The 22,450-nt window shown below is 49.3% G+C and carries 21 protein-coding genes; 16 read left to right on the forward strand and 5 right to left on the reverse strand.

Features of this window, described 5'->3' with window-relative positions; translation table 11 throughout:
- Positions 1–86 precede the first annotated feature (86 nt).
- The 4 genes from MKX42_RS06255 to MKX42_RS06270 all read right to left on the reverse strand — a co-directional run bounded on the left by MKX42_RS06255 (position 87) and on the right by MKX42_RS06270 (position 6,298).
- Positions 87–1,121 carry a sensor histidine kinase gene (locus tag MKX42_RS06255; RefSeq protein ID WP_340751746.1) on the reverse strand — a complete coding sequence of 345 codons (1,035 nt, stop codon included), beginning with the start codon at positions 1,119–1,121 and terminating at the stop codon, positions 87–89.
- The gene (locus MKX42_RS06260; RefSeq protein ID WP_339251096.1) at positions 1,118–1,804 is read right to left on the reverse strand and encodes a response regulator transcription factor; all 687 of its coding nucleotides are present in this window, start codon (positions 1,802–1,804) and stop codon (positions 1,118–1,120) included. The genes MKX42_RS06255 and MKX42_RS06260 overlap by 4 nt, the downstream gene beginning before the upstream one ends.
- A 175-nt stretch (positions 1,805–1,979) precedes the next feature.
- Positions 1,980–4,448 (reverse strand): exosporium glycoprotein BclB-related protein, encoded by a 2,469-nt coding sequence (locus tag MKX42_RS06265; protein WP_340751748.1) that lies wholly within the window; start codon positions 4,446–4,448, stop codon positions 1,980–1,982.
- On the reverse strand, positions 4,448–6,298 hold the full coding sequence (locus tag MKX42_RS06270; protein ID WP_340751749.1) for a glycosyltransferase: 1,851 nt from the start codon (positions 6,296–6,298) through the stop codon (positions 4,448–4,450). The genes MKX42_RS06265 and MKX42_RS06270 overlap by 1 nt, the downstream gene beginning before the upstream one ends.
- A gap of 299 nt (positions 6,299–6,597) precedes the next feature.
- On the opposite strand from MKX42_RS06270, the gene MKX42_RS06275 reads away from it, so the two are divergent.
- The 10 genes from MKX42_RS06275 to MKX42_RS06320 all read left to right on the forward strand — a co-directional run bounded on the left by MKX42_RS06275 (position 6,598) and on the right by MKX42_RS06320 (position 16,032).
- Positions 6,598–6,900, forward strand: a complete 303-nt coding sequence (locus MKX42_RS06275; RefSeq protein WP_036731138.1) for a LiaF transmembrane domain-containing protein — start codon at positions 6,598–6,600, stop codon at positions 6,898–6,900.
- Positions 6,901–6,947: 47 nt separating this feature from the next.
- Positions 6,948–7,625, forward strand: a complete 678-nt coding sequence (locus tag MKX42_RS06280) for a PspA/IM30 family protein (RefSeq protein WP_036731140.1) — start codon at positions 6,948–6,950, stop codon at positions 7,623–7,625.
- 4 nt (positions 7,626–7,629) lie between these two features.
- Positions 7,630–8,109, forward strand: a complete 480-nt coding sequence (locus tag MKX42_RS06285; protein WP_340751750.1) for a PspC domain-containing protein — start codon at positions 7,630–7,632, stop codon at positions 8,107–8,109.
- 3 nt (positions 8,110–8,112) lie between these two features.
- Positions 8,113–8,820, forward strand: coding sequence for a PspA/IM30 family protein (locus MKX42_RS06290; RefSeq protein WP_036731144.1), 708 nt, complete (start codon positions 8,113–8,115; stop codon positions 8,818–8,820).
- Between the two features lie 183 nt (positions 8,821–9,003).
- Entirely contained in the window at positions 9,004–9,651 is a 648-nt protein-coding gene (gene liaF / locus MKX42_RS06295; RefSeq protein WP_340751751.1) for a cell wall-active antibiotics response protein LiaF, read from the forward strand.
- Between the two features lie 38 nt (positions 9,652–9,689).
- Positions 9,690–10,724, forward strand: coding sequence for a sensor histidine kinase (locus MKX42_RS06300; RefSeq protein ID WP_340751752.1), 1,035 nt, complete (start codon positions 9,690–9,692; stop codon positions 10,722–10,724).
- Between the two features lie 15 nt (positions 10,725–10,739).
- Positions 10,740–11,399, forward strand: coding sequence for a response regulator transcription factor (locus tag MKX42_RS06305; protein WP_340751753.1), 660 nt, complete (start codon positions 10,740–10,742; stop codon positions 11,397–11,399).
- Between the two features lie 146 nt (positions 11,400–11,545).
- The gene (locus MKX42_RS06310) at positions 11,546–12,352 is read left to right on the forward strand and encodes a hypothetical protein (protein ID WP_340751754.1); all 807 of its coding nucleotides are present in this window, start codon (positions 11,546–11,548) and stop codon (positions 12,350–12,352) included.
- Positions 12,353–12,561: 209 nt separating this feature from the next.
- Positions 12,562–14,112 (forward strand): glucose-6-phosphate dehydrogenase, encoded by a 1,551-nt coding sequence (gene zwf, locus MKX42_RS06315; protein ID WP_036731156.1) that lies wholly within the window; start codon positions 12,562–12,564, stop codon positions 14,110–14,112.
- Positions 14,113–14,445: 333 nt separating this feature from the next.
- A complete protein-coding gene (locus tag MKX42_RS06320) occupies positions 14,446–16,032 on the forward strand; it encodes a peptide chain release factor 3 (protein ID WP_340751756.1) in 1,587 nt (528 codons plus the stop codon).
- 122 nt (positions 16,033–16,154) lie between these two features.
- Here the strand turns inward: MKX42_RS06320 and MKX42_RS06325 are convergent, their stop codons facing one another.
- Positions 16,155–16,391: a small acid-soluble spore protein SspI gene (locus tag MKX42_RS06325; RefSeq protein ID WP_036700271.1), complete on the reverse strand. Its 237-nt coding sequence runs from the start codon at positions 16,389–16,391 to the stop codon at positions 16,155–16,157.
- Between the two features lie 194 nt (positions 16,392–16,585).
- Between MKX42_RS06325 and MKX42_RS06330 the strand changes: the two genes are divergently transcribed.
- The 6 genes from MKX42_RS06330 (at position 16,586) to MKX42_RS06355 (ending at position 22,201) form a co-directional block, all read left to right on the forward strand.
- Positions 16,586–17,245 (forward strand): potassium channel family protein, encoded by a 660-nt coding sequence (locus MKX42_RS06330; protein WP_036700269.1) that lies wholly within the window; start codon positions 16,586–16,588, stop codon positions 17,243–17,245.
- Between the two features lie 37 nt (positions 17,246–17,282).
- Complete coding sequence (locus MKX42_RS06335; RefSeq protein WP_340751757.1) at positions 17,283–18,080, forward strand: TrmH family RNA methyltransferase; 798 nt, start codon at positions 17,283–17,285, stop codon at positions 18,078–18,080.
- Between the two features lie 672 nt (positions 18,081–18,752).
- A complete protein-coding gene (locus MKX42_RS06340; protein ID WP_340751758.1) occupies positions 18,753–19,139 on the forward strand; it encodes a hypothetical protein in 387 nt (128 codons plus the stop codon).
- A 154-nt stretch (positions 19,140–19,293) separates the two neighbouring features.
- A complete protein-coding gene (locus tag MKX42_RS06345) occupies positions 19,294–20,289 on the forward strand; it encodes an FRG domain-containing protein (RefSeq protein WP_340751759.1) in 996 nt (331 codons plus the stop codon).
- Positions 20,290–21,307: 1,018 nt separating this feature from the next.
- Positions 21,308–21,736 (forward strand): hypothetical protein, encoded by a 429-nt coding sequence (locus MKX42_RS06350; protein ID WP_340751760.1) that lies wholly within the window; start codon positions 21,308–21,310, stop codon positions 21,734–21,736.
- Between the two features lie 15 nt (positions 21,737–21,751).
- A complete protein-coding gene (locus MKX42_RS06355; RefSeq protein ID WP_340751761.1) occupies positions 21,752–22,201 on the forward strand; it encodes an LA2681 family HEPN domain-containing protein in 450 nt (149 codons plus the stop codon).
- The last annotated feature ends 249 nt before the right edge of the window (positions 22,202–22,450 follow it).

The following is a 22,450-nucleotide window of genomic DNA, read 5'->3' on the forward strand; positions in this document are numbered from 1 at the left end:
TCCTGTGCGTATGTTCGTATCCACCTCTACAAGGTATCAGACAAATCTAACAGGAGAGTGTCTGAAATCTGACGGAATGGACATATTCAGAATAGCGGCAGGAAGATCGAGAACACAGTGCCTTGTCCGGGCACAGAAGCAGCTTTCATATGTCCGCCTTGAGCGGTGATGATCTCCCGTGCCAGGAATAGCCCAATTCCCACTCCTTCTGCATCGCGCACATTCTTTCCCCGGTAGAACCTCCTGAAGATTTGGGGCAGCTCTTCCTGGGAGATTCCACGGCCGGTATCTGCGATATCCAGGCATATAAACATCTCATTTGCTTCCGCAGTGATATGGATACTGCCCCCTGGTTCTGAATATTTCACAGCATTCTCCAGCAGATTGAATAACACTTCGGTTGTCCATTTGGGGTCGTAGCACGCTGTGATGTGAGGTTCACAGTTTATACTGATAGTGATGCGGCTGTTCTCTGCCTGGATGAGGATATGGGAGACTGCTTCAGAAACCGCACGGATCACAGGACAAGGCTCCATGCGCAAAGAGATCATGCCCGTCTCCAGCCTGGACAGTTTGATCAGGGATTGGATCAGCCAGTCGAGTTTTTCCGACTGTTTTTTAACTTGTACAGCAAGCTGAAGCGCATGTTCATCCTTCACCAGACTTTCCTCAAGCAACTGGCTGTAGATCATAATATTGGATAAGGGTGTTTTGGTCTGGTGGGAGATGTCCGAGATCAGTTCTTTAATTTTGTTCTTTTCCGTTTCCAGATTCTGTCCGTTCACTCTTGCAATCTCTATGTACCGCATTAATTTATGTTCTATGGAGGAGAGCAGGGTTTCTTCATAATTATAAGTGGGCTTACGCCCGTGAGTAGCATTGTCTACCAATGTCTCTACCTTTCCCATGAAAGAAGTAACCATATTCCGGAGCGACCGGGACCAGGCACCTCCAAGGATCAGCATGCAGATTATGAATAGAAGAGAGAGTCCTAGCAGCGATGAACCAGTGATCTCCAGTAATATAATACAAGTCACATATACCAGCACCAGAATGATAAAAGCTGCAGCAAATGCCAGATTCACCAATTGGTTAAGCGGCAGCCGTTCTTGTCTCTTCATAGAACAGGACCTTCTGTCCATGTATACCCTAAACCATATACAGTTTTGATATATTGAGGCGAAGAGGGATCCTCTTCGATCTTGGCCCGCAATCTTTTGATGGCTACCGTTAGTGCATTCTCATCCACGAATACCGCCTCCTGGCTCCACGTTTTGTCGATCAGCTGCTCACGGGTCAGAATGTTTCCCCTATTCGTTACCAGTATGCGCAGCAGTTTCTGTTCGGATTTGCTCAGCAGCAGCGGCCGGCCGTTCTTGAAGTACTCCATTTTGCCAAAATCAAATTCAAGCAGGCCTACAACGATCCTCTCACTGGTAAGCGCATCACTTCTTCTCAGGACGGCCATTACCCTGGCCCGCAGAATCATCAGACTGAACGGTTTGGTAATATAATCATCAGCCCCCAGAGCAAATCCGGTTACAATATCCGGTTCCATGTCGTTGGCCGTCAGGAAGATAATCGGCACCTGCGAGGTTCCGCGGATTCTTTCGCAGTAATCCAGTCCGCTTCCGTCCGGAAGGTTCACATCCAGCAGAATGAGATCGATTGGGGTTGAGGAGATAATCTGATCAGCCATTGCCAGTGAATAGGCTTGTTCAATATGCAATTCATTATGGGCAAGTGACAGGGCTATCCCCTTGTTCAAGCTTTGATCGTCTTCAACGATGAGTAGTGTCTTCATGGGCATGACTCCTTTAGTAATCAGGCATTCTCCCAATATTATGGCCAACCCTGGAATATCCTGCAAGTGGGGCGGGACAGTCTTGATTTGTCGGACAATAAAAAGGCATCTCCATGGTAGAAATCTACCTGGGAAATGCCTTTAGTTAAAGCATCCAATCAATCAATTAAGACAGTTAATTCATCGTAATATTAACGCCGCTGCTCATGTAACCCTCAATGTTGTTTGTAAGAGTAATGCCTGCTGCTGTTGCCGAGTAAACCATCATTAGCCGTGTTTCGGCAGTGACAGGGATGTACAAGCCTGTAGTTATACCTCTGCTGATCGTACCCACGGATGTTATTCCTGTTAGTGGAGGTGTTAATGTCACTTCAGCACCCGGAATTGGAGTGAAATTGTTATCTCCATTGCTGGAGTACAATTGTGCTGTAATGGTTATAGTGGTTCCAACTAAGTTTAATGGAGTTGTAGATGAGAAGTATCCGCTTAAAGAAGTAATGATTCCATTGCCTGGTAGAGAGAACCCATAATTAATGTTTAAATTAGATGCGCCCGTCAGATCAATAAATCCTCCCGAACTTGTTACATTTCCTGCATTGCCGAAACCTAGAAGTGCAAGTTGACCGGAATATCCACCTGATGTAGTTGTAATTTGGGTTGTACTACCTGAAGTGAACGGGATATAGACTGCAGAATTCTGTCCTGTAGCGCCAGTAGTTCCCGTAGCACCGGTAGTTCCAGTAACACCAGTGGCACCAGTGGCACCAGTGGCACCAGTCGCGCCAGTAGCGCCAGTGTCGCCAGTCGCGCCAGTAACGCCAGTGGCACCAGTCGCCCCAGTGTCGCCAGTGGTACCAGTCGTACCAGTCGTGCCAGTGGCACCAGTGGCCCCAGTCGCCCCAGTGTCGCCAGTCGCGCCAGTAACGCCAGTCGCCCCAGTCGCTCCAGTGTCGCCAGTAACGCCAGTGGCACCAGTCGTGCCAGTAACGCCAGTGGCACCAGTGGCACCAGTCGCGCCAGTAGCGCCAGTGTCGCCAGTCGCGCCAGTAACGCCAGTGGCACCAGTCGCGCCAGTGTCGCCAGTCGCGCCAGTAACGCCAGTGGCACCAGTGGCACCAGTCGCGCCAGTCGCGCCAGTGTCGCCAGTCGCGCCAGTAACGCCAGTGGCACCAGTGGCACCAGTCGCGCCAGTGTCGCCAGTCGCGCCAGTAACGCCAGTGGCACCAGTCGCCCCAGTGTCGCCAGTGGCACCAGTCGCGCCAGTCGTGCCAGTAACGCCAGTGGCACCAGTGGCACCAGTAGCGCCAGTGTCGCCAGTCGCGCCAGTAACGCCAGTGGCACCAGTCGCGCCAGTCGTGCCAGTAACGCCAGTGGCACCAGTCGTGCCAGTAACGCCAGTGGCACCAGTCGCCCCAGTAACGCCAGTGGCACCAGTCGTGCCAGTAACGCCAGTGGCACCAGTAGCGCCAGTGGCTCCGGTTACACCGGCCTCACCCGCAGGTCCCGTAGAACCAATTTCACCGACAGGTCCTGCAGCCCCAGTTGCCCCGATTGCTCCTTGATTTCCTGAGGCACCGGCATTGCCTGTTGCCCCGGTTGTACCCGTTGCTCCAGTGGCTCCAGTAGCACCCACCAGGCCTGCTGCACCCGTCGCCCCGGTTTCGCCTTTTGGAGCCGGCAGCGTAATTTCTGCTTTGGTAATATCAGCGATTTCAATATAAGAAGCTGTACCGTTACTGTGGATTGCCGTGATCGGCTGCCCGACTGCTATATCGGAAGTGGAAGCTCCGCCAGTGGCGAAGAGCAGTGTCGTGCTGTCAATCTTCAGATTGACGACTTGACCTGCTTCTGTCAGTACACCAATCTTGCTGCCAGTCAGGCTGACGATGGTGCCGCGGGCAACTGTACCGGATTCGGCAGGAGCGTATCTTTCTGCCAAACTGAAAATAGCTGCCGCTTGGGCACGGGTCACATCAGCGGTTGGTCTGAACGTTTTATCCTCAAAGCCTTGGACTACTTTTAACTGGGAAGCTGCATTGATATAGCCAGTAGCCCAAGCGGAAATTTGATTCTCATCATTGAAGGGGAGTGGTTCGCTGGCCAGGGCGAGTGCTTCATTCTCCTTGTCGATTAGACGGATTACGAGTTTAGTCAGCCATTCACGGCTGGCATTCTGGGTTCCCCAGCCCGAAGAAGTTTCCTCTTCTGGTTTAATTAAACCTTCATTAATAGCTGTCTGCACCCAGATGCTTGCCCAATCACTGACCTCAAGCGAAGAACTGGCCGAAGAGGTAGAAGGCTCCTCGGTGCCCAGGAAACGGACTGCCATAATTGCGGCCTCCTGATGAGTAAGCGGCGCCTTTGGATTGAAATTCCCGGCATTATCTCCCTCGGCAAACCCCAGTGCAGCGATCTTCATTACATATTTGTACATCCATGAGCTGCTGCTTACATCGCTGAAGCCTTTCTTTTCAGCTGCTGATGCAATGCTTGTACCGCCGAATCCGGCACTTGGCAGTACGGCGGCCGCTTGGCTAAGCACCATAACCGCCATGGAGGTTTTCATTAGGACGGGTTTGATATCCTTTTTGGAGTTTCCAGTATCACAGGTAATTTCGGTGTAGCTGATTTTTGTTTTTGTCATTAAGTAGTTCCCCCTAAAGTATATGTTTGTCTTGCCACGCCAAGCCCGTTAAAGTAGGCTCTGTTCGCCAGTACTTTGCTGTCAAATGGAATGTGTTCTGCAGCCATTTCATTATGAGCACTAGCCCGTTCGTACTGGCCGATGCGATCATAACAGACACAGAGCTGCAGATGCGGCAGCCAGCTCCAGCAGGCATGCTGAAGAATGGCGTAATTGTCCAGCGGCCTGGTTAACTCGCTCGCCATTTTGTACCAGAAGATGGCCTTGCTGAAGTCGTTCTCAAGCATGTATAAGCTTCCAATTCGGCAGCAATTCTCTGCGCGGGGCAGATCATAAGAGAAAGACTGGAGCGCTTTTGCCTTGGCCTGCTGTTCATTGCCCAGCTCCCGGTAGCAATCAGAGAGGCTTCCGCAGGCATTGATCCGGTCCTCGATCCAGCTGTCTACCTGCTGCAGGAACATTTCATAGAAGGAAATCGCTTTAATCCATTGCTTATGTTCCCTCAGCTCATTGGCGAAGTAGTATAAATCCCTTGTGGAGAAGATTTCGCCTGCCGCATGGCGGCTCTCGTAGATATTCAGGTTGCGGTCAGAATTTCCGTGGACTCTGCCATGGGTGATAGAGATGTCCGAACGCTGCACCTTGCCGCTAACCTCCAGGTACTCATGGACAATGCCGATCCAGCGGAAGCCGTTCTCCCGCTTAACCAGACGGTTGCGTGTAAGACTAGAGGATACGTTGCCATGCTCGTCAAAGGCAAGGTTGTAATTCATGGATACAGCATCTGTATCCCATTCTAAAGCGCTCTTCAGTATGCTGAACTTCTCCGCATCTGCAGGAAGCAGAATATCATCGGCATCCAACCAGAGCAGGTATTCCTGGGTTGCCAGGCTGAAGGCATAGTTTCGTGCCTTGGCAAAATCGTTGACCCAGATGAAATCGGCTACCTTATCCGTGTAACGGAGGGCAATTTCCTTGGTTCGGTCTGTCGACCCGGTATCTACAATGATGATCTCATCCACCAGTCCCGAGACACTGTCCAGACAGCGTTCAAGAGTGGATTCCTCGTTCTTGACGATCATACAGAGACTCACCGTGACACTGCGTTTCATTTCATAAAGAGCACTTGTGATGTCGAGGCCCCATTTCTTGCGGGCTTTCTCTTTGTTGGTTATCAGCTGCTCGTTGTACCAGCCGGGATGTTCCGGGAACAGTGGAGGAGGCTGGATAAAGCGCACGAAGCAGTCAAGGGCAATATGTAAACTGTATCCTGCCTGGAGCGCACGGTAGCTTAGGTCGTCATCCTCGTAGCACTCCAGTCCGAATTGTTCATCGAAGCCTCGAAGTTGATCGAAGGCATCATGGCGCATCAGAAGCAGATGGCTCAGCAGCCGGGTTGTAGTCTTGGCTTGTCCTGCTTTGGAGAGGGAGAATGATCTGGCGATATGATCCAGGTGCTCCATCTCCATGCATACCACCGGAAGCCGTTGCGGACCGCTTACATCATTGCTAACGGGGCCGATCATCGCTGCTTGGGGGTGCCGACGGGCACAGCCGATTAAGCTGGACAGCCATTCTTCAGACACGATCATATGGTCACGCATGAATACAAGGAATTCACCGCCGGCGAAGGAAGCGCCCAGGTTGTATCCTGCGGATACACCGATTCGTTCCTTGGTTGAGAAGGATCGCGCTTTTTTGAGGAGAGTCAAGTAGCTGCTGATCGCTTCATCGCCTCCATCGTTAATCACAATCAGTTCATAGGGGGCTTTTGTGAATAATTCAATACTGGCAAGGCACGATTTGAGCAGTCGCAGATGTTGAGCCAAAATGATGATGGATACTTGCATTTAATCCCTCCAATCTATTGTGAAATGATATATATCACATCATCTCACTTTACCATAGGAAAGTGGACAAATACTGAACATGATTCGACAAAAGCTTCTATTTAAAATATAAGCGCTTAACAATACTTTGCTGCTTTAAGCAATAGAATATATTTCAGGATGTATTGCCGCTTCCAGTCCTGCAACCATCCCCGACTAAGGTCCAGTACATAAAACCGTCCACAGTCTGTTTTGAAAGATGCGGGATTGCCCTAGAATAAGGATATAAGAAAGAGAGCAGCGAAAGGCGGTGATAACAAATGCAAAGAAACAAAGGTAACGGACTTGCGATTGCGCTGATTGTAATCGGAGCGGTAATGCTGCTTGGCATTCTGCCTCACTTGATTTCAGGAATCTTCGGTATCCTGTTCCCGGCAGTGCTGGTTGTGCTCGGATACTACGGAATTAAGAGCGGCCGCAAGATTATCGGCTGGGTGGTGCTGTTCATCGGTGTCATGTCCCTGATCTCCAAGCTTTCCTGGATTATCGGTCCGCTGCTGGGTATTGCTCTGGTAGTGTGGGGCATCTCGGTACTCAGGGGCAAACAAAGCAGAACATACTAATACACACTGTCCATACTTATTAAGAAGCAGGGAGGGAGCAGGAAATCATGAGTGTTTTTCGCAGAATGAGGGACATCACCGTAGCGAACTTGAATGAACGACTGGAGCAGAGCCAAGATCCGGTGAAGCTGATTGATCAATTTCTACATTCAACCCGTGAAGAGATCGGGGAGGCCGAACGGCTGTACCAGCAGTACGCTTCTCATACGAAGCAATTGCAGCAGCAGGTGAATCAGGCTACCGCCATGAGGAACAAACGTGAAGAGCAGGCGCTCCTCGCACTCAAGGCAGGCGAAGATCATCTGGCCAAGCTGGCATTGCAGGAGAAAATTATCCACGAGGAAAAGCTGGAGCAATACAGCGGGCTGCTGGAGACGAGCCAGCAATCACTTTTCGAACTGGAATCCCAGCTGAACGAGCTCAAAATGGAGTATCAGACGGTATACAGCAAACGCCAGTTCTATGCAGCACGGATGGAGTCGCTGCGGCTGCAGCAGCGCATGAATCAAAGAGCCGGTGCTTATGGCGGCGGAGATGTTCCCAAAATGTTCGGCCGTCTGGAAGACAAGATGAACGATTGGGAGCTTGAAGCCAAAAGCCTGAGCGACTTGCGCCGGATGGGACAGGAATATGCGGTGCAGGCTGGAGAGACTGTGGCAACCGTACTCGAAAGAGAAATGGCCCGTCTAAAGGAGAAGCTGAACAATGATGGCAGAAAGGAGTAGTCGTATGACCCGATTGTATCGTTCAACAAGAGACAAAGTATTGACAGGGCTGGCAGGCGGATTGTCCGAGACTCTCGGCATTGACTCTACACTGTTCCGGATTCTGCTGGTGATCAGTATTCCATTTAGCGGTGGAGCTACAATCCTAGTATACTTTATCGCAGCAATGGTGATTGCCAAGGAGCCTAACCAGTACAATCCCTTCGGTCCCGGACCTGGTGGGCCGGGCGGCCCGTACGGCGGACCCTACTCCGGCGGATCTGAATATGGCCGCGGGCCACAGGCTCCTCACCAAGGACCTCAGGGATATGGCCCCTATGGCGGACAGCCGGGCTACAATCCCGGTTATGAGAAGGCAGGCGCTCATGCGGCTCCTGATTCCGGCCTGGATGCCATGATGAAGGATATCGAGAAGAAGGCACTGCAAAAAGAAGTGGAAGAGCTCAAACAAAAACTTGCTAAATACGAGAAGGGAGAAGTGTAAATTATGGGAGTATTCAAACGGATTAAAGATATGACTAAGGCGTCGGTAAATGATATGTTGGATAAGGTAGAGGACCCGATTGTGATGCTTAATCAGTATCTGCGCGATATGGAGGCTGAGATTCATGAGGCTGAAGTAACGGTAGCGAAGCAGATGGCTAATGAACGCCGTATGAAACAGCGTGTGGACGAAGCTGCCAAGGTTGCCGGACAACGTGCTGCACAAGCTGAGCTTGCGCTCAAGAACGGGCAGGAGGAAGTTACCCGCAAGCTGCTGGAAGAGAAAATCTATTTCGACCAGAAGTTTACCGAGTATGGCGAGCTTCACGCACAGGCTGAAGTACAGGCCAAGGAACTGGTGCAGCAGCTTCATGATATGAAGGATGAGTTCTACAAGATGCGCAACAAACGTAATGAACTGGTATCCCGTGCTCAGATGGCTAAGGCCAAGAAGCAAATGTCCCAGATCAGCAGCGTACATTCCATTGAGAGCGGAAGTGCCTCCCTTGGATTCCACCGTATGGAAGAAAAGATCATGCAGCTCGAAGCGGAAGCAGATGTGATGCGCGCTCCGTATAGCCCTTCGGCAACCGCATATGCTAAGCCGGTAGATCCTGAGAAGGAACTGAAAGTAGAGGAGCAGCTTGCCGCACTCAAGAACAAGCTGAACTCAACTCCTGCAGCCCCTCCTTTGAATAAAAAAGAACAATAATCCCTGTTCCTAAAGAACAGCCGGATATGATATGCTGATCAAGGTAAAGCCATACGGTATGGATTCTCCATACCGGTATGGCTTTTGTAGCGGATGCAGTATATTGAAGATGTAGCTTCGCGATACTTCAGCCAATGCTTACGAAGTAAGTTTTGCTTTGCAAAACTTTAAGGAGGTGCGGAAATGGATAAACGGAACCGTTTGATTGCCATCGGATTGATTGGTGTAGGCTGCTTGATGATATTTGGCAAATGGCTCGGCTTCTTCTCCATTGTCGCACTCCTGTTCCTGCTGCTGGGAATCTACCGGACGACGTCGGGCAAGGTCAAGCAAGGCTATAAGCTTATGGGAGTCGGTGCGGTACTGCTGCTGCTGGATCATTTGCTGCTGGTGCTTGGCATCTGCCTGCTTTCGCTGGGGATGTTCTTTGTCAAATCGAAAAGAATGCAGCGCAAGGCCGGTTTTGTGCAGAAGCAAAGCTTTTCTTCCCGATTCGACTGGGATCTCTCGCCGTGGGTGATGCGCAGCCTGAGCGCCTGGCATGTGCTGGGTGAGGTGGATGTGGATCTTTCCCTGGCCATGGCGGAAGAGCAGGAGACGATTATGCTGTATCAGGGGATTTTTGGTGATGTGGATATTCTGCTGTCTGAGGATTACGGGGTAGAGATTGAGGCATTCGTGCTGTTCGGCTCGATTGAGTCCGGCAGTAACCGAGATACGGGGATACTGAACCGGCTGAACTGGAAGTCACCCAACTATGACAGCTGCGAGCATAAAGTGAAATTTAACATTTCTTATCTGATGGGGGATCTGGACGTACGCTTCCCTTAAGAGTATGTTAGACCAAGAGAGAAGGGAGAGCTCCCGGCATGGAGAAAAAAAGTAGTAACATGATAACGCGCAGTATGGGTGAGGGAGCTCTGTTCTCTTTTATCATGCTGCTCGTTATTACATATATTATGTATACATATGGTTTATTACGGCCATTCGAGGATTGGCGGATTGGCGTAAGGACAGGATTGACACTAATTCTGCTGCCGATGGCTTTTGGGATCGGGTACGGCTTCTATCAGGGCTTCCGCAGCAAGCGCAAGCTGGAATTACTGCGGGCCACCCTGGTCGCCTGGGAGAAAGGCAATCTCACCCCGGCCATGCCGGACCTCGGCAACGATGAGCTGGGGCGGCTCGGGGAACAGCTCGGGCGGATCAGCGGCAAGTGGGAGAATCAGGTGAATACGCTGCAGCGGCTCTCCACCAATAACGCGAAGCTTGCCGAGCAGGCACGGGTCACGGCAATCATCGAGGAGCGGCAGCGGCTGGCACGGGAGCTGCATGATGCGGTATCGCAGCAGTTGTTCGCCATCTCGATGACGGCAACGGCCGTAGGCCGGACGCTGGAGAAAGACTTTGACAAGGCACAGCGGCAAATTGCACTGATCGAGGAGATGTCGGCAGTAGCCCAGTCGGAGATGAGGGCACTGCTACTGCATTTAAGACCGGTGTATCTGGAAGGCAAGGGGCTGGAGGAAGGTCTGCAGGAGCTGATTAAGGAACTTAAGATCAAGGTGCCGATTGATATTGTGTTCGAGATGGATCAGGGTGTAGAGCTGCTGAAGGGCGTGGAGAATCATTTGTTCCGTATTGTGCAGGAGGCTATCTCGAATACGCTCCGCCATGCCAAGGCAGAGAAGATGGAGATCCGCCTGCATCGCCGGGGGGATACGGTCCGGCTGACGCTGCGCGATGACGGAGTCGGCTTCGAGATGGATGACAGCAAGCAGACCTCCTACGGTCTGTCGAATATGCAGGAGCGGATTACTGAGATCGGGGGCTCGATCCAGTTCATTACCGCTCCCGGCAAAGGCTTGCGGATCGATATTACCGTACCGGTAGTCAATGAATAGGGGGCAGGTGTAACGATGGAGATCGAAGAAGATGATGCAATCAAGGTCTTGCTTGTAGACGATCATGAAATGGTCCGGATCGGACTTGCTGCGGTGCTCGGCACCGAGGATGGTATTGAAGTCGTCGGTGAAGCGGGAAGCGGCGAGGAGGGTATCCGTCTGGCCCAGGAGTATACGCCGGATGTGGTGCTGATGGATCTGGTCATGGATGGCATGGATGGAATCGAGACGACCAGACAGCTGCTGAAACTGTACCCGGATTGCAAGGTTATTGTGTTGACCAGTTATTTGGATGATGAGAAGATGTATCCGGTGATTGAAGCCGGAGCCTTCAGTTACCTGCTCAAGACCTCACGGGCCAGCGAAGTCGCAGATGCGATCCGGGCAGCCGCAAGAGGCCAGTCCGTGCTGGAGTCGCAGGTGGCGTCCAAGATGATGAACCGTTTCCGTTCCAATGCAAGAGGAGAGTCACCGGCTTACAAAGAGCTTACCGAACGCGAGATGGAAGTACTGAAGCTGTTAGCCCAGGGCAAATCCAACCAGGATATTGCCGATCAATTAATTATTGGAATCAAGACGGTGAAATTCCATGTCACGAATGTTCTTGCCAAGCTGGGGGTTGAAGACCGGACCCAGGCGGCTATTTATGCATATAAGAATGGACTGGCGGAGTAAGACCGGCCTATTGAAGCCACACAGCACTTTCAAGTGAGTCCGCCCGGATGATCTTGGAAGTGTTTTTGCATGCGCTCGTATATCTTTCTCTGAAATTGGATAACCTGTCTAGTAGATTACTAGAACGGTTGAGAGGGAGATGCGAAGTGGGGAATAAAGGGCAGAGTAAGGGGATACTGGTGTTGGTGCTGGCGGGGATATGTGCGCTGCTGCTGTTGAGCGGATTCCGCAGCGCGGAACCCGCAGTAGGAAGCGTTGTACAGAAGAGTACTGTTGCTTCTACAACTGCCGGAGAGCTTCAGGAATCCCTTGCTCTGCTGACCACACTGGGCGGACAGGCCTCCGCTCCCGGCGCGCCGCTCCGGCTCGTATTGAAATGGCAAGGGGAATACAGCGGCGAAGAGGCTGCTGGGACTGCCGTACAGAGCCTTTCCGCCCGGCTTGGGCTCGGTGAAATTAGCAGCGCAGATGATGAAGGACACCTGGCTTGGCGTTCTGCCGCGCAGCTCAGTGGAGGTATGCAGGTCTCCCTGTTCTGGAGTGAGCTTGGCGGCGGCCGCAGCTACTGTATTGTTACGCTGGAGACAGCTGATCTTCTGGGCTCCCCGGAGCTGCCGGCCGCAGCGGCGGACGCCGGAGAGGCGATGCTGCAGGCAGGAATTGCTGCTGAGTGGAATGCTTCGCTGCAGGCACCTGCGAAGGAGCAGGGCGGAACGCAGGCAGCACTCCTTGCTACGGAGCAGTTACTGGGCGCAGAGCTTCCCGGAATTCAGGCAGAGGAGAGCTACGCCGACGTCTCTACATCCAGTCATTCGTATAGTGTGCCAGGTCTTCAGCGTACAGTCAGCAGCGGTAGCCACAGCCTGGCTCTCCAACTCGCAGTTCACAACAACATCAACGCGAACGAGAATCGGATAACCCTTGGAATGCCATTAATTACAATCGAATACTGAGGTTAAAGGACGTAATATAAGCGTAATCCGGCGAAGGCATAAGAAAGAGTAATGGAAAAGTGCGAAATCCCGAGAAAAACTGTCAGGAATGTGATGGCATCCTCCGTGCAATTATGATAAAATGACATCACGCCTATAGTCGTATGTTGTTTCATACCAGGCGATGAGAATGAATGTCAACTATATTACATACAGAGAGATGAGGAGCCATGGCTGAAAATCAAACCCTTGATGCACTGCATACACCCGGTGCTGTATTCTTTATCTTCGGGGCAACCGGAGATCTGGCCCGGCGTAAGCTTTTCCCGGCGATTTACAGTTTGTATCGTGAAGGCAAGCTGACCCAAGATTTTGCGGTCATTGGCGTGGCTCGGCGTCCCCGCACCCAGGATGAATTCCGGGAAGATGTGAAGGAATCCATCCGCGAGTTCTGCCGTTATCAGGCAGGAGATGCTGCGGAATGGAACGAGTTCGTGCAGCATTTTGAATACAAGTCACTCGACATCAATAATATTGACGGCTTCCGTGAGCTGAATGAGCAGACGGAGCGGCTGGAAGAGAAGTTCCATATTCCGGGCAACCGCATGTTCTATCTGGCGCTTGCGCCTGAGCTGTTCGGCAGCGTATCCTTCAACCTCAAGGCAGGCGGGATGCTGCAGGCCAGAGGCTGGAATCGTCTGGTCATCGAGAAGCCGTTCGGCTACAATCTCGAATCCGCTGAGGAACTGAACGAACAGATCCGCCAAGTCTTCAAGGAAGAGGAGATTTACCGGATTGACCACTACCTGGGTAAGGAAATGGTTCAGAATATTGAAGTGATCCGGTTCGCCAATGCCTTCTTTGAGCCATTGTGGAACAACAAGCATATCGCCAACATTCAGATTACACTCGGCGAGACGGTGGGTGTGGAAGAACGCGGCGGGTATTACGATCATGCGGGGGCGCTGCGCGATATGGGCCAGAACCATATTTTGCAGCTGCTGACAATGATTGCTATGGAACCGCCTAGCCGTCTGCTGGCTGAAGATATCCGTGATGAGAAGGTGAAGGTACTTCGTTCACTTCGTCCGTACGCCACCGCTGATGAAGTCCGCGAGAACGTAGTCCGCGGCCAATACACGCAAGGTCTCTACAAGGGCAAGACACTTCCGGCTTACCGCCAGGAAGACAAAGTGGACCCGGAATCGAATACAGAGACGTATTTCGCAGCCCGTGTGTTCGTGGATAACTTCCGCTGGGCCGGAGTTCCCTTCTATATCCGCACCGGCAAACGCCTGCCTGTGAAGACCACCGAAGTGGTTGTAGAATTCAAAGGAATGCCGACCAACGTTTACTTGGGCCAGAAGCACAAGCTCGAGCCGAACCTGCTCGTCATCCGCGTCAATCCGATGGAAGGCATCTATGTGAAGATCAATGCGAAGAAGCCGGGCTCGGAATCCGAGATTCAGCCGCTGGCCATGGATTTCTGCCAGAGCTGCATGATCGGTATTAACTCGCCTGAGGCTTATGAGCGTCTGCTGCATGATGCTGCACGCGGCGATTCCACCTACTTCACCCGCTGGGATGAAGTATCCTCGGCCTGGTCCTTCGTGGACCGGATTGCCAAGGCGTGGAAGGAAGAGAGCAACGATTTGGCTTCCTATCCTGCAGGCTCCTGGGGTCCGGTTGAAGCCGACCAATTGCTTGCCGGAGAAGGCTTCCACTGGTGGCCGGTTAACGGCCAGGATGAAGACAATGTGGTCTGGCAGGTTAACCGCTAGTCCCTGAAGAAGAACTGTTACAGATCCTCCTGCATTTCGCTGCAGGGGGATCTTTTTGCTGAACGTGAATTTATATTACAAGATATTTCACTACAGGCGCTTTTTTGTAGATAATCTCTGCCGGATTTTGCTATACTGAGAAGGATGCTTTCAACATAAAGATTTCTAAGCCTAGCGATATAGATGATCCTATACATGGTAAACGTTACGTTCAAGAAATAGACGTTGAATCTCTAAGGAAAGGATCTGAATTCATGAATAGCAGACCGATTTGATCGATCCGGCAATAGAGGCAGAAGCAAGCATGAATTTATAGATGAAGGGATATGTGTAATGAATAAAGCAACGGACCATAAGCTTCAGAGTGAAGTCGACAAACGCAGAACCTTTGCGATTATTTCCCACCCGGATGCGGGTAAAACTACGCTGACAGAGAAACTGCTGCTCTTCGGAGGTGCCATCCGTCTGGCAGGTACAGTCAAAGCCCGTAAGGCAAGCAAGCACGCCACCAGTGATTGGATGGAAATTGAGAAGCAGCGCGGAATCTCGGTTACGTCTTCTGTGATGCAGTTTGATTACCTGGACCACCGGGTGAACATTCTGGATACTCCGGGTCACCAGGATTTCAGTGAAGACACCTATCGTACGCTCACTGCGGCTGACAGTGCGGTCATGCTGATCGACGTAGCCAAGGGTGTGGAGACACAGACAATCAAGCTGTTCCAGGTCTGCGCGAAGCGCGGCATTCCGATCTTCACCTTCATTAATAAGCTGGACCGTGAAGGCCGCAGCCCGTTTGATCTGATGGAGGAACTGGAGAATGTGCTGGGCATCCGCTCGGTGCCGATGAACTGGCCGATTGGGATGGGCCGGGAGCTGTGCGGCGTTTATGACCGGATGAAGAATCAGGTCGAGCTGTTCCAGGGCGATGACCATTCCGTAATTAAAGTACAGAAGGTGGAGAGCTACCGCGACCCGATTATCCGTGAGATGGCGGGGGAGTACCTGCATGATCAGCTATGCGCGGATCTGGAACTGCTGGATGTGGCGGGCGATCCTTTTGACTATGAAAAGGTGCTGCGCGGGGAGATTACTCCGGTATTCTTCGGCAGTGCGATCAACAACTTCGGTGTGCAGACGTTCCTGGATAATTTCCTGGAGCTTGCACCGAAGCCTGAACCACGCCGCAGTACAGCGGGCTCTGTAGAACCGACTAACGAGAAATTTACCGGCTATGTATTCAAAATTCAGGCGAACATGAATCCCGCACACCGTGACCGTATCGCCTTCCTGCGTATCGTGTCCGGCAAGTTCGAGCGCGGAATGAGTGTGAAGCATGTACGTGCCGGCAAAGACATCAAGCTATCCCAGCCGCAGCAGTTCCTTGCCCAGGACCGGGACATTGTTGAAGAGGCGTATCCGGGGGATATTATCGGTCTGTTCGACCCGGGCATCTTCCGGATTGGCGACACGCTCAGTCAGGCCGGAGATATCGAATTTGATGAGCTGCCGACCTTCTCACCGGAGATTTTCTCCAAAGTCACCATCAAGAATGCACTGAAGTCGAAGCAATTCCAGAAGGGGATTGACCAGCTGACCGAAGAGGGCATGATCCAGGTGTTCCGTACCGTCAACTTCGACGATATTCTGCTGGGTGTAGTCGGACAACTGCAGTTCGAGGTGTTCGAGTACCGCATGAAAGGTGAGTATGGCGTGGATGTGCAGCTGCAGCGCATGAGCTACCAGTTCGCACGCTGGATCGTGGATGAGAACAAGCCGGATGCCAGCAAGTTCCGGATCAACTCCACTCTGGTTACGGACAAGAAGGGCAATTACGTAGTGCTATTCGAGAACGAATACGCCATGCGGACCGCGATGGAGAAGAATCCGACCGCGAAGTTCCTGGAGACTGCACCTTGATGGGTGTAATAGAAGTAGGATGAACAGTTAAGCATATGTATGATTAGGCTATAAAAAACCTCCGCCTCCACCTGTGCAGCAGCACGGTGGGGTGCGGAGGTTTTTGGCGGGAGGGGCCTCCTCTAGGAGGTGATGGACCCTGGGGTAAGCTTGTCCAGGTGTCTGTGCAGCATAGAGAGAACCCGGTCCTGCTTAGCAGGGTCAAGGTCCTTCCAGATCATCTCAAAGACGACACCCAGTCCGGGAAGCGCGGCTTCCGGCCCGTCCACGGAATTCTCGATAACCTCCCGCAGACCTTCTTCGGACTGGCCGTGTACCTTGTGAATGATGGCCTGGCGCAAATCAAGAGTGACTGGCATAATCGGCCTCCTTAAAGTTTTGTGAGCATCTGCTTCCTGAATCAGCATCGCAAAACTGACTTCGAAAGCAGGGGCTTAGTCAAGTAAGCAGCCTTCTTATAAGGTGCCCTGCGGGAGCGCTGAACATTCAAGTTTATAACGGCTTATGCTATACTGTGTGAGATGTATTATATGGGCGGGAGGGACAAGGCTTCATGGCAAAAAAACAGTATGCGATCATCGGCATGGGCCGCTTCGGCTCAAGTGTGGCCAAAGCGCTCAGCGGGATGGGCTATGAGGTGCTGGCCATTGATGCGGATGAACAGCGCACCCAGGAAATCTCCAACATTGTGACGCATGCCGTATCTGCAGACTCCACGGATGAAGAGGCGCTGCGCGCGCTGGGCATCCGTAACTTCGATGTGGTGGTAGTCGCCATCGGGGAGGATATCCAGGCCAGCATTCTGACAACGCTGATCTTGAAGGATCTGGGCGTACCTGCCATTATCGCTAAAGCCAAAAGTGAGCTGCACGGCAAGGTGCTGGGCAAAATCGGAGCAGATAAAGTGATCTACCCGGAGCGGGACATGGGGATGCGGGTGGCGCATCATCTCGCTTCTCCGAACATCCTCGATTACATCGAGCTGTCACCCGAGTACAGCATCCTCGACATGAAAGTCTCGGGGCCGATGCTGGGCAAGAACCTGCAGGAGCTTGATATACGCGCCAAATATGGGTGCAATGTTATGGCGATCCGTCAGGGCGAGGAAATGAATATCTCCCCCAGAGCGGAGGACCGCCTGACCGATGGAGATGTCCTTGTCATTGTCGGACGGAAGGATAATCTGACGAAGCTGGAAATGGCTTATCAATAGGAATAGGAATCTGTAAGCAACAGAAAGGTAGGACCCTATGGAAATTATGTCGCCGCAGAACACGCGGGTGAAGGAATGGGCCGGACTGCAGGAGAAGAAGCACCGTGACCGGTCTGGTAAATATATCGTTGAAGGCATTCATCTGGTGCAAGAGGCGTTGCAAGCCGAAGCGGATGTGGAATGCCTGGCCTATGATCTCGATAAAGGCATGCCGTTTGAACTGAAGCCGCTGCTTCAGGCGGTGCAGGGTATGGAGGTCATCGGCGTGTCGGCGGCGGTGGTTGCCAAGTGCAGCAGCACAGGCACACCGCAGCCGGTGTTCGCTATTGTGCGGAAGGAGCAGAAGGGGATAGAGGCCATTCTGGCGAAGCCGGACAGCCTGGTTGTGGTGCTGGACGGGGTCCAGGACCCCGGCAATGTGGGCACCATCATCCGCAGCGCGGATGCGGCCGGTGCGGACGGCGTGATCCTCGGGCGGGGCTGCGCGGATCTGTTCAATCCCAAGACCATCCGGTCCACGATGGGTTCGATGTTCCATCTCCCGGTAGTGGAGGGAGAGCTGGGTGAAATTCTGCCGCAGGCACGTGAAGTTGGTGCACTGCTGGTCAGCACCTCGCTGACGGCCGAGGATTCCTGCTACACTCATGATTTTCACGGCAGCCAGTGGCTGCTAATCGGCAGCGAAGGCCAAGGCATCTCGCCCGAGACAGCACGGCTTGTCGACAAAAGCATCCTCATCCCGATGGCTGGCCGCGCCGAATCGCTGAACGCCGCGATGGCCGCGACGATCCTGCTGTTCGAGGGGATGCGGCAGCGGGGTATTCACAGCAAATAAACCCATCCCGCAGCAAATAAAGTCGTCCCATCTACCCATTTCCCACTCATTTCCCAAACCAACCCCGGGCAAATGGGATAAGGGCGGCAAAGGGCGACAACTGCGGCAAAGGGCGGCAAAAGCGACAAGACCAAACACGTCCACAACCCCCGCCACATGAAGGAAAACCCAAGGGAAGAGCATCAGGGAAAAGCCAGAAGGCGGCCCCTGCCCAACACGCTCTTTCCTATTTTTTCTTCAATTATTAACCCATTTTCTTCTCAATTTTTCCTCAATCCTTTCCCTTTCCCAAATGGTTTTCCCATCTCTTCTCCTGCTCTAAAAGACAGCAATTATTATTCGTTTTCGTTCACAATTGAACCAGTCTCCTTCCAGTTTTGACTCGGTTAAACCTCACATGGGCGGACATTAATTATTATCTCAGAATAAGGGTGAGGCGGCGTGGGAGTGGGGGAGAGAGCGATTGGGACAGAGGACATTAATTGTTATGTTTCTACAAAGAATTTTATGGGATATTCAGCCTATTCTGAAGCCAAGTCGTTTCCAAAAGAAGGAATCTTAATAATTTTGTCGAATGAAAATAGAGATTATTTGACATATAGACAATAATTCGACTTGAATGATTCGTTTATCAAACAGTATTAGTAGACAATGAACAAGGAGGTGAAAGATATGATTATATCAACTGTATTACAGTTGTCAGGGGGCTTATTACTTGCATCAGTTTTTACTATGTTTGCATATCCAATACTTCCAGTACATAACCAAAAACCTCATGGATTAAGGCTTTTTCTATTTTCCCAACTACAGGCTTTATGGGGGGCATTATTACTAATACTGGGATATTTTCTTCCCTACTTTGAAGTAGAGATAAAAGCACCATTGGATTTCTGGGATAAATGGATTTGGCTATTCGGTGGATTAGGGGCTATCGGGTGTGTGACATTCTTGTTAAGTCATTATATCTCATGTTGGTTATACAAAAAAGCTCCAGTATACCAAGGAGGTCAAGAACCACCTACGTATAATGTATTTCATATCCTTTTTAGTCGTCATTGAGAAGAGTTGGTTAGATCCAAGAGTCAAACAATCATTATGGTATTTACCTTAATAATTGCTTGGCTTTTTTAGTTAGTTTCAAAATGATTTTTTGGGGAACGTGTCTTTTCGACAATTTTTTATATATACATACCAATATGAAAGGTCGGATTATATGTGGTGGAATGAAGAAGAAGTAGTTGATGATTTTAATAAACACGTAGTGAGAGGTTTTGATGATTATCTGAGGCTGATTAAGAAAATTAAAAGTGAAAATGATTTAGTGTGGTTCAGAGGACAAGAAAAGGCTAATTATAGATTATTACCAAGTGCGATGAGAGAAGGTTATGAAACTCATGATCAATGGGGTAGACCTATTGAACCACAATTGGTTCGTAACTATAATAATAGAGGAAAGACAGTTCATTATGTTAATGTGGAACATTTATTAGAACAGTTTAAAGAAGAAGCATCTTCATATTTAAAAATTCAACCTGAAAATGATTTACAGTGGTGTTTTTTGGCGCAACATTATGGTGTTCCAACTACTTTACTGGACTGGAGCACTGACCCTTTAGTTGCATTGTATTTTTCACTTCCCTCGGAATATAAAGATTCATTAAGTAGAGCTGGCATAGAGGAAGCTATTGAAGATTTTGAAGAAAATTCTTATAGCAACTACGGAGCGGCGGTTTTTGCAATGAATCCTGGTAAATTGAATAGTGTCTTCAGAGAGTTTGTTAGAGGAGAAGAAAATGAGCCAATTAACTTCCCTCTTGATTCCGATAAGCACTACGAGAATCTCAAAGGCTATATTCATCCATCAGAAAAAGAGCAGCCTATTTTACCTTGTTGTATAATAGGAAAAGAAATAGATAGAAGAATTTGCAGACAGTCTGGTAATTTTACAATTCATGGACATATGATATGGCCGATCGACCATAGATCAATTGTTCAAAAAGAAATACATAAAATTTTCATTCCATATAATTGCATTGATGAAATAGGTGAATGGTTAAGATCGTTGGACATTACAAAAAAAACGATTTATGGTGAGTCGTATTTGGATTCAATATCAAAAAAAATTAGTGAAGAGGAGAATAAGAAATTTAAATCTTCTATACAAGAAATAATACAAAACCATGTTGCAGTCAATAAGATAACTAAGTGATACTTCCTTTTAATTAACTAATAATTCCTGTCTAAACCCGAAATAACTGTCCTCAAACTCACCAAAGACTGGAAATTGATCGACTCCTTCAGCCAATCAAACTTCCAGTCTTTTCTCTGCTTTTTAAAGACCTTCTCAAGCCTTTCCTCAATCATTCCCTCAAGCATAAACCCAGTCCCAACAAGGCTTTTCTCCAATTTTTACTCCAGCATTAACTCGATCTTCTCCGCAATCCATTCTCTTCCCCAATGATCTTTCCAGCCTTTCTCCTGCTCTTCCAGGACACTAATTATTATTCGTTTTCGTTCACAATTGATCCAGTTTTATTTCAGTTTTTAACCGGTTATACCTCACATGGGGGGACAACAATTATTGCCTCGAAATTGGCGTTGAGGGTAGTTATTATTATGTTTTTACAGGGGTATTCACAGCAGATAAACTCATCCCACAGCAAATAAAGTCGTCTCACCCCACCCATTTTCCCACTCATTTCCCAAACCAACCCCTGGCAACTGCGGCAAGTAGGACAACGACGGAAAAACCGCAACAACCCTCGCCACATCAAGGAAAACCCAAGGGAAGAGCACCAGGGAAAAGCCAGAAGGCGGCCCCTACTCCCACGCTCTTCCCTATTTTTCTTTTTAATCATTCCTCAAATTTCTTTTCAATTTTTCCTCAATTCCATCACGACATTATTTTATTTCTCGAGCCATTCCCAATCCCCAATCCCTTGGTTATTCAATTTCTTGATGCGACAATTATTTCCAGGTTATAGCTCGGATACCTTGTGGGTAGCTTTCGTTGAGCAAACGCAAGGACGGCAAAAAGAAAATGCTTTAATAATAATTGATTGGAACAGGTCGTTACCTAAAATATTCGGTTTTTCTTTGCGTGGTTTCATTGGATTAATATCGAATGTCAAATTCACCACCCTTATCAACGTGTCATTTGTGTCTGTTGACACAAATGACACGTTTGGGTAGAATGGACTTGTAGAGATTATAAGGAGGATCAAAAAATGAGTAGCAAACAATATCGTCTTAAAAATTGCGAGTACGAACTGATCCAGTTAATTAGAATGATGGAAAGTGGTAATATGATTAGGATTCGACGGATTCTTATGGAAGAATCCATAAAAGAATTAGAGGACGCTCAAAACTGTAGTAGAAATCTTGAAAAACTTTATGCTTATAAAGAAGTTCTTCATAGTGGGGAAAAGCCAGAAAAGGAGGATGTTGAATCTGAGATTGATGAATTACTAAAGAAGTACGCTCCAATAATACATTTCAGAAATCCCATTAAAAGTTTTCCAAAGGAAGAAGAACTAGAGTATGCAATTGATTACTTTTCCGACATGATGACAGACTCAACAGAAGAAGCATCGTTACTAAGTAAGCTATCGACATTAATCGAAAAGGTAAATTCAAAAAATAAGAAAATTGAGTAACTGGGCAGTAATGAGATGTATGGGACCAATTCGTTACTATTTGTGGTTCGAACAGATCTTGCTCAACCAACTACCGATCAAGCATATCTTGCAGAACAACTGAAATTGAATTTTGTTCAAATTTATGGACTCTTTGATAAAATATCGATTGTACTAAACGATTATTTAGAATTCGATTCAAATAAACCAAATTATCGTACTATTTGGTTGAAAGATAGAAACAATTGGAGACTTGGTGCCCATAATAAACTTGTCCCCAAATTACGGAATCAGATTGTACATGACTACGTAAAAGTATTCTTAAAGGGGACAGGATCAGCAGAATATCGAGAGGGGATACTATTTATTTCTTTGGACGATTTATTTAAAAAAACGGAATCTCTCTTATTCAGAGCACACGATGTTATGTTGTATTTTATTTTATTCTTCCATGCTGAGGAAAGTATATATAGAAAAGATCTGTAGACTAAGTTACCGTCTCTAATATACCCAAGAGATGATTGTGGAGTTAACCATAACTTCCATTATAAAGACCTTGAATACAGCAAATAAAGTTTAACGGAAAGCCGATCTGATTTTAGGGATTTGCCCCTGAGTTCACTCGGCTTTTTCTTTTACAACAAAGTTTGTGAATATCTTCAAATAGGTCCAATTTCCTTCTCAATAGATTTCTAAGTCACCTCGACAATACTTAATTTTGTTATTAACATCTTT

Source organism: Paenibacillus sp. FSL R7-0204, assembly GCF_038002225.1.
In the GTDB taxonomy this organism is placed as follows: Bacteria; Bacillota; Bacilli; order Paenibacillales; family Paenibacillaceae; genus Paenibacillus_AQ.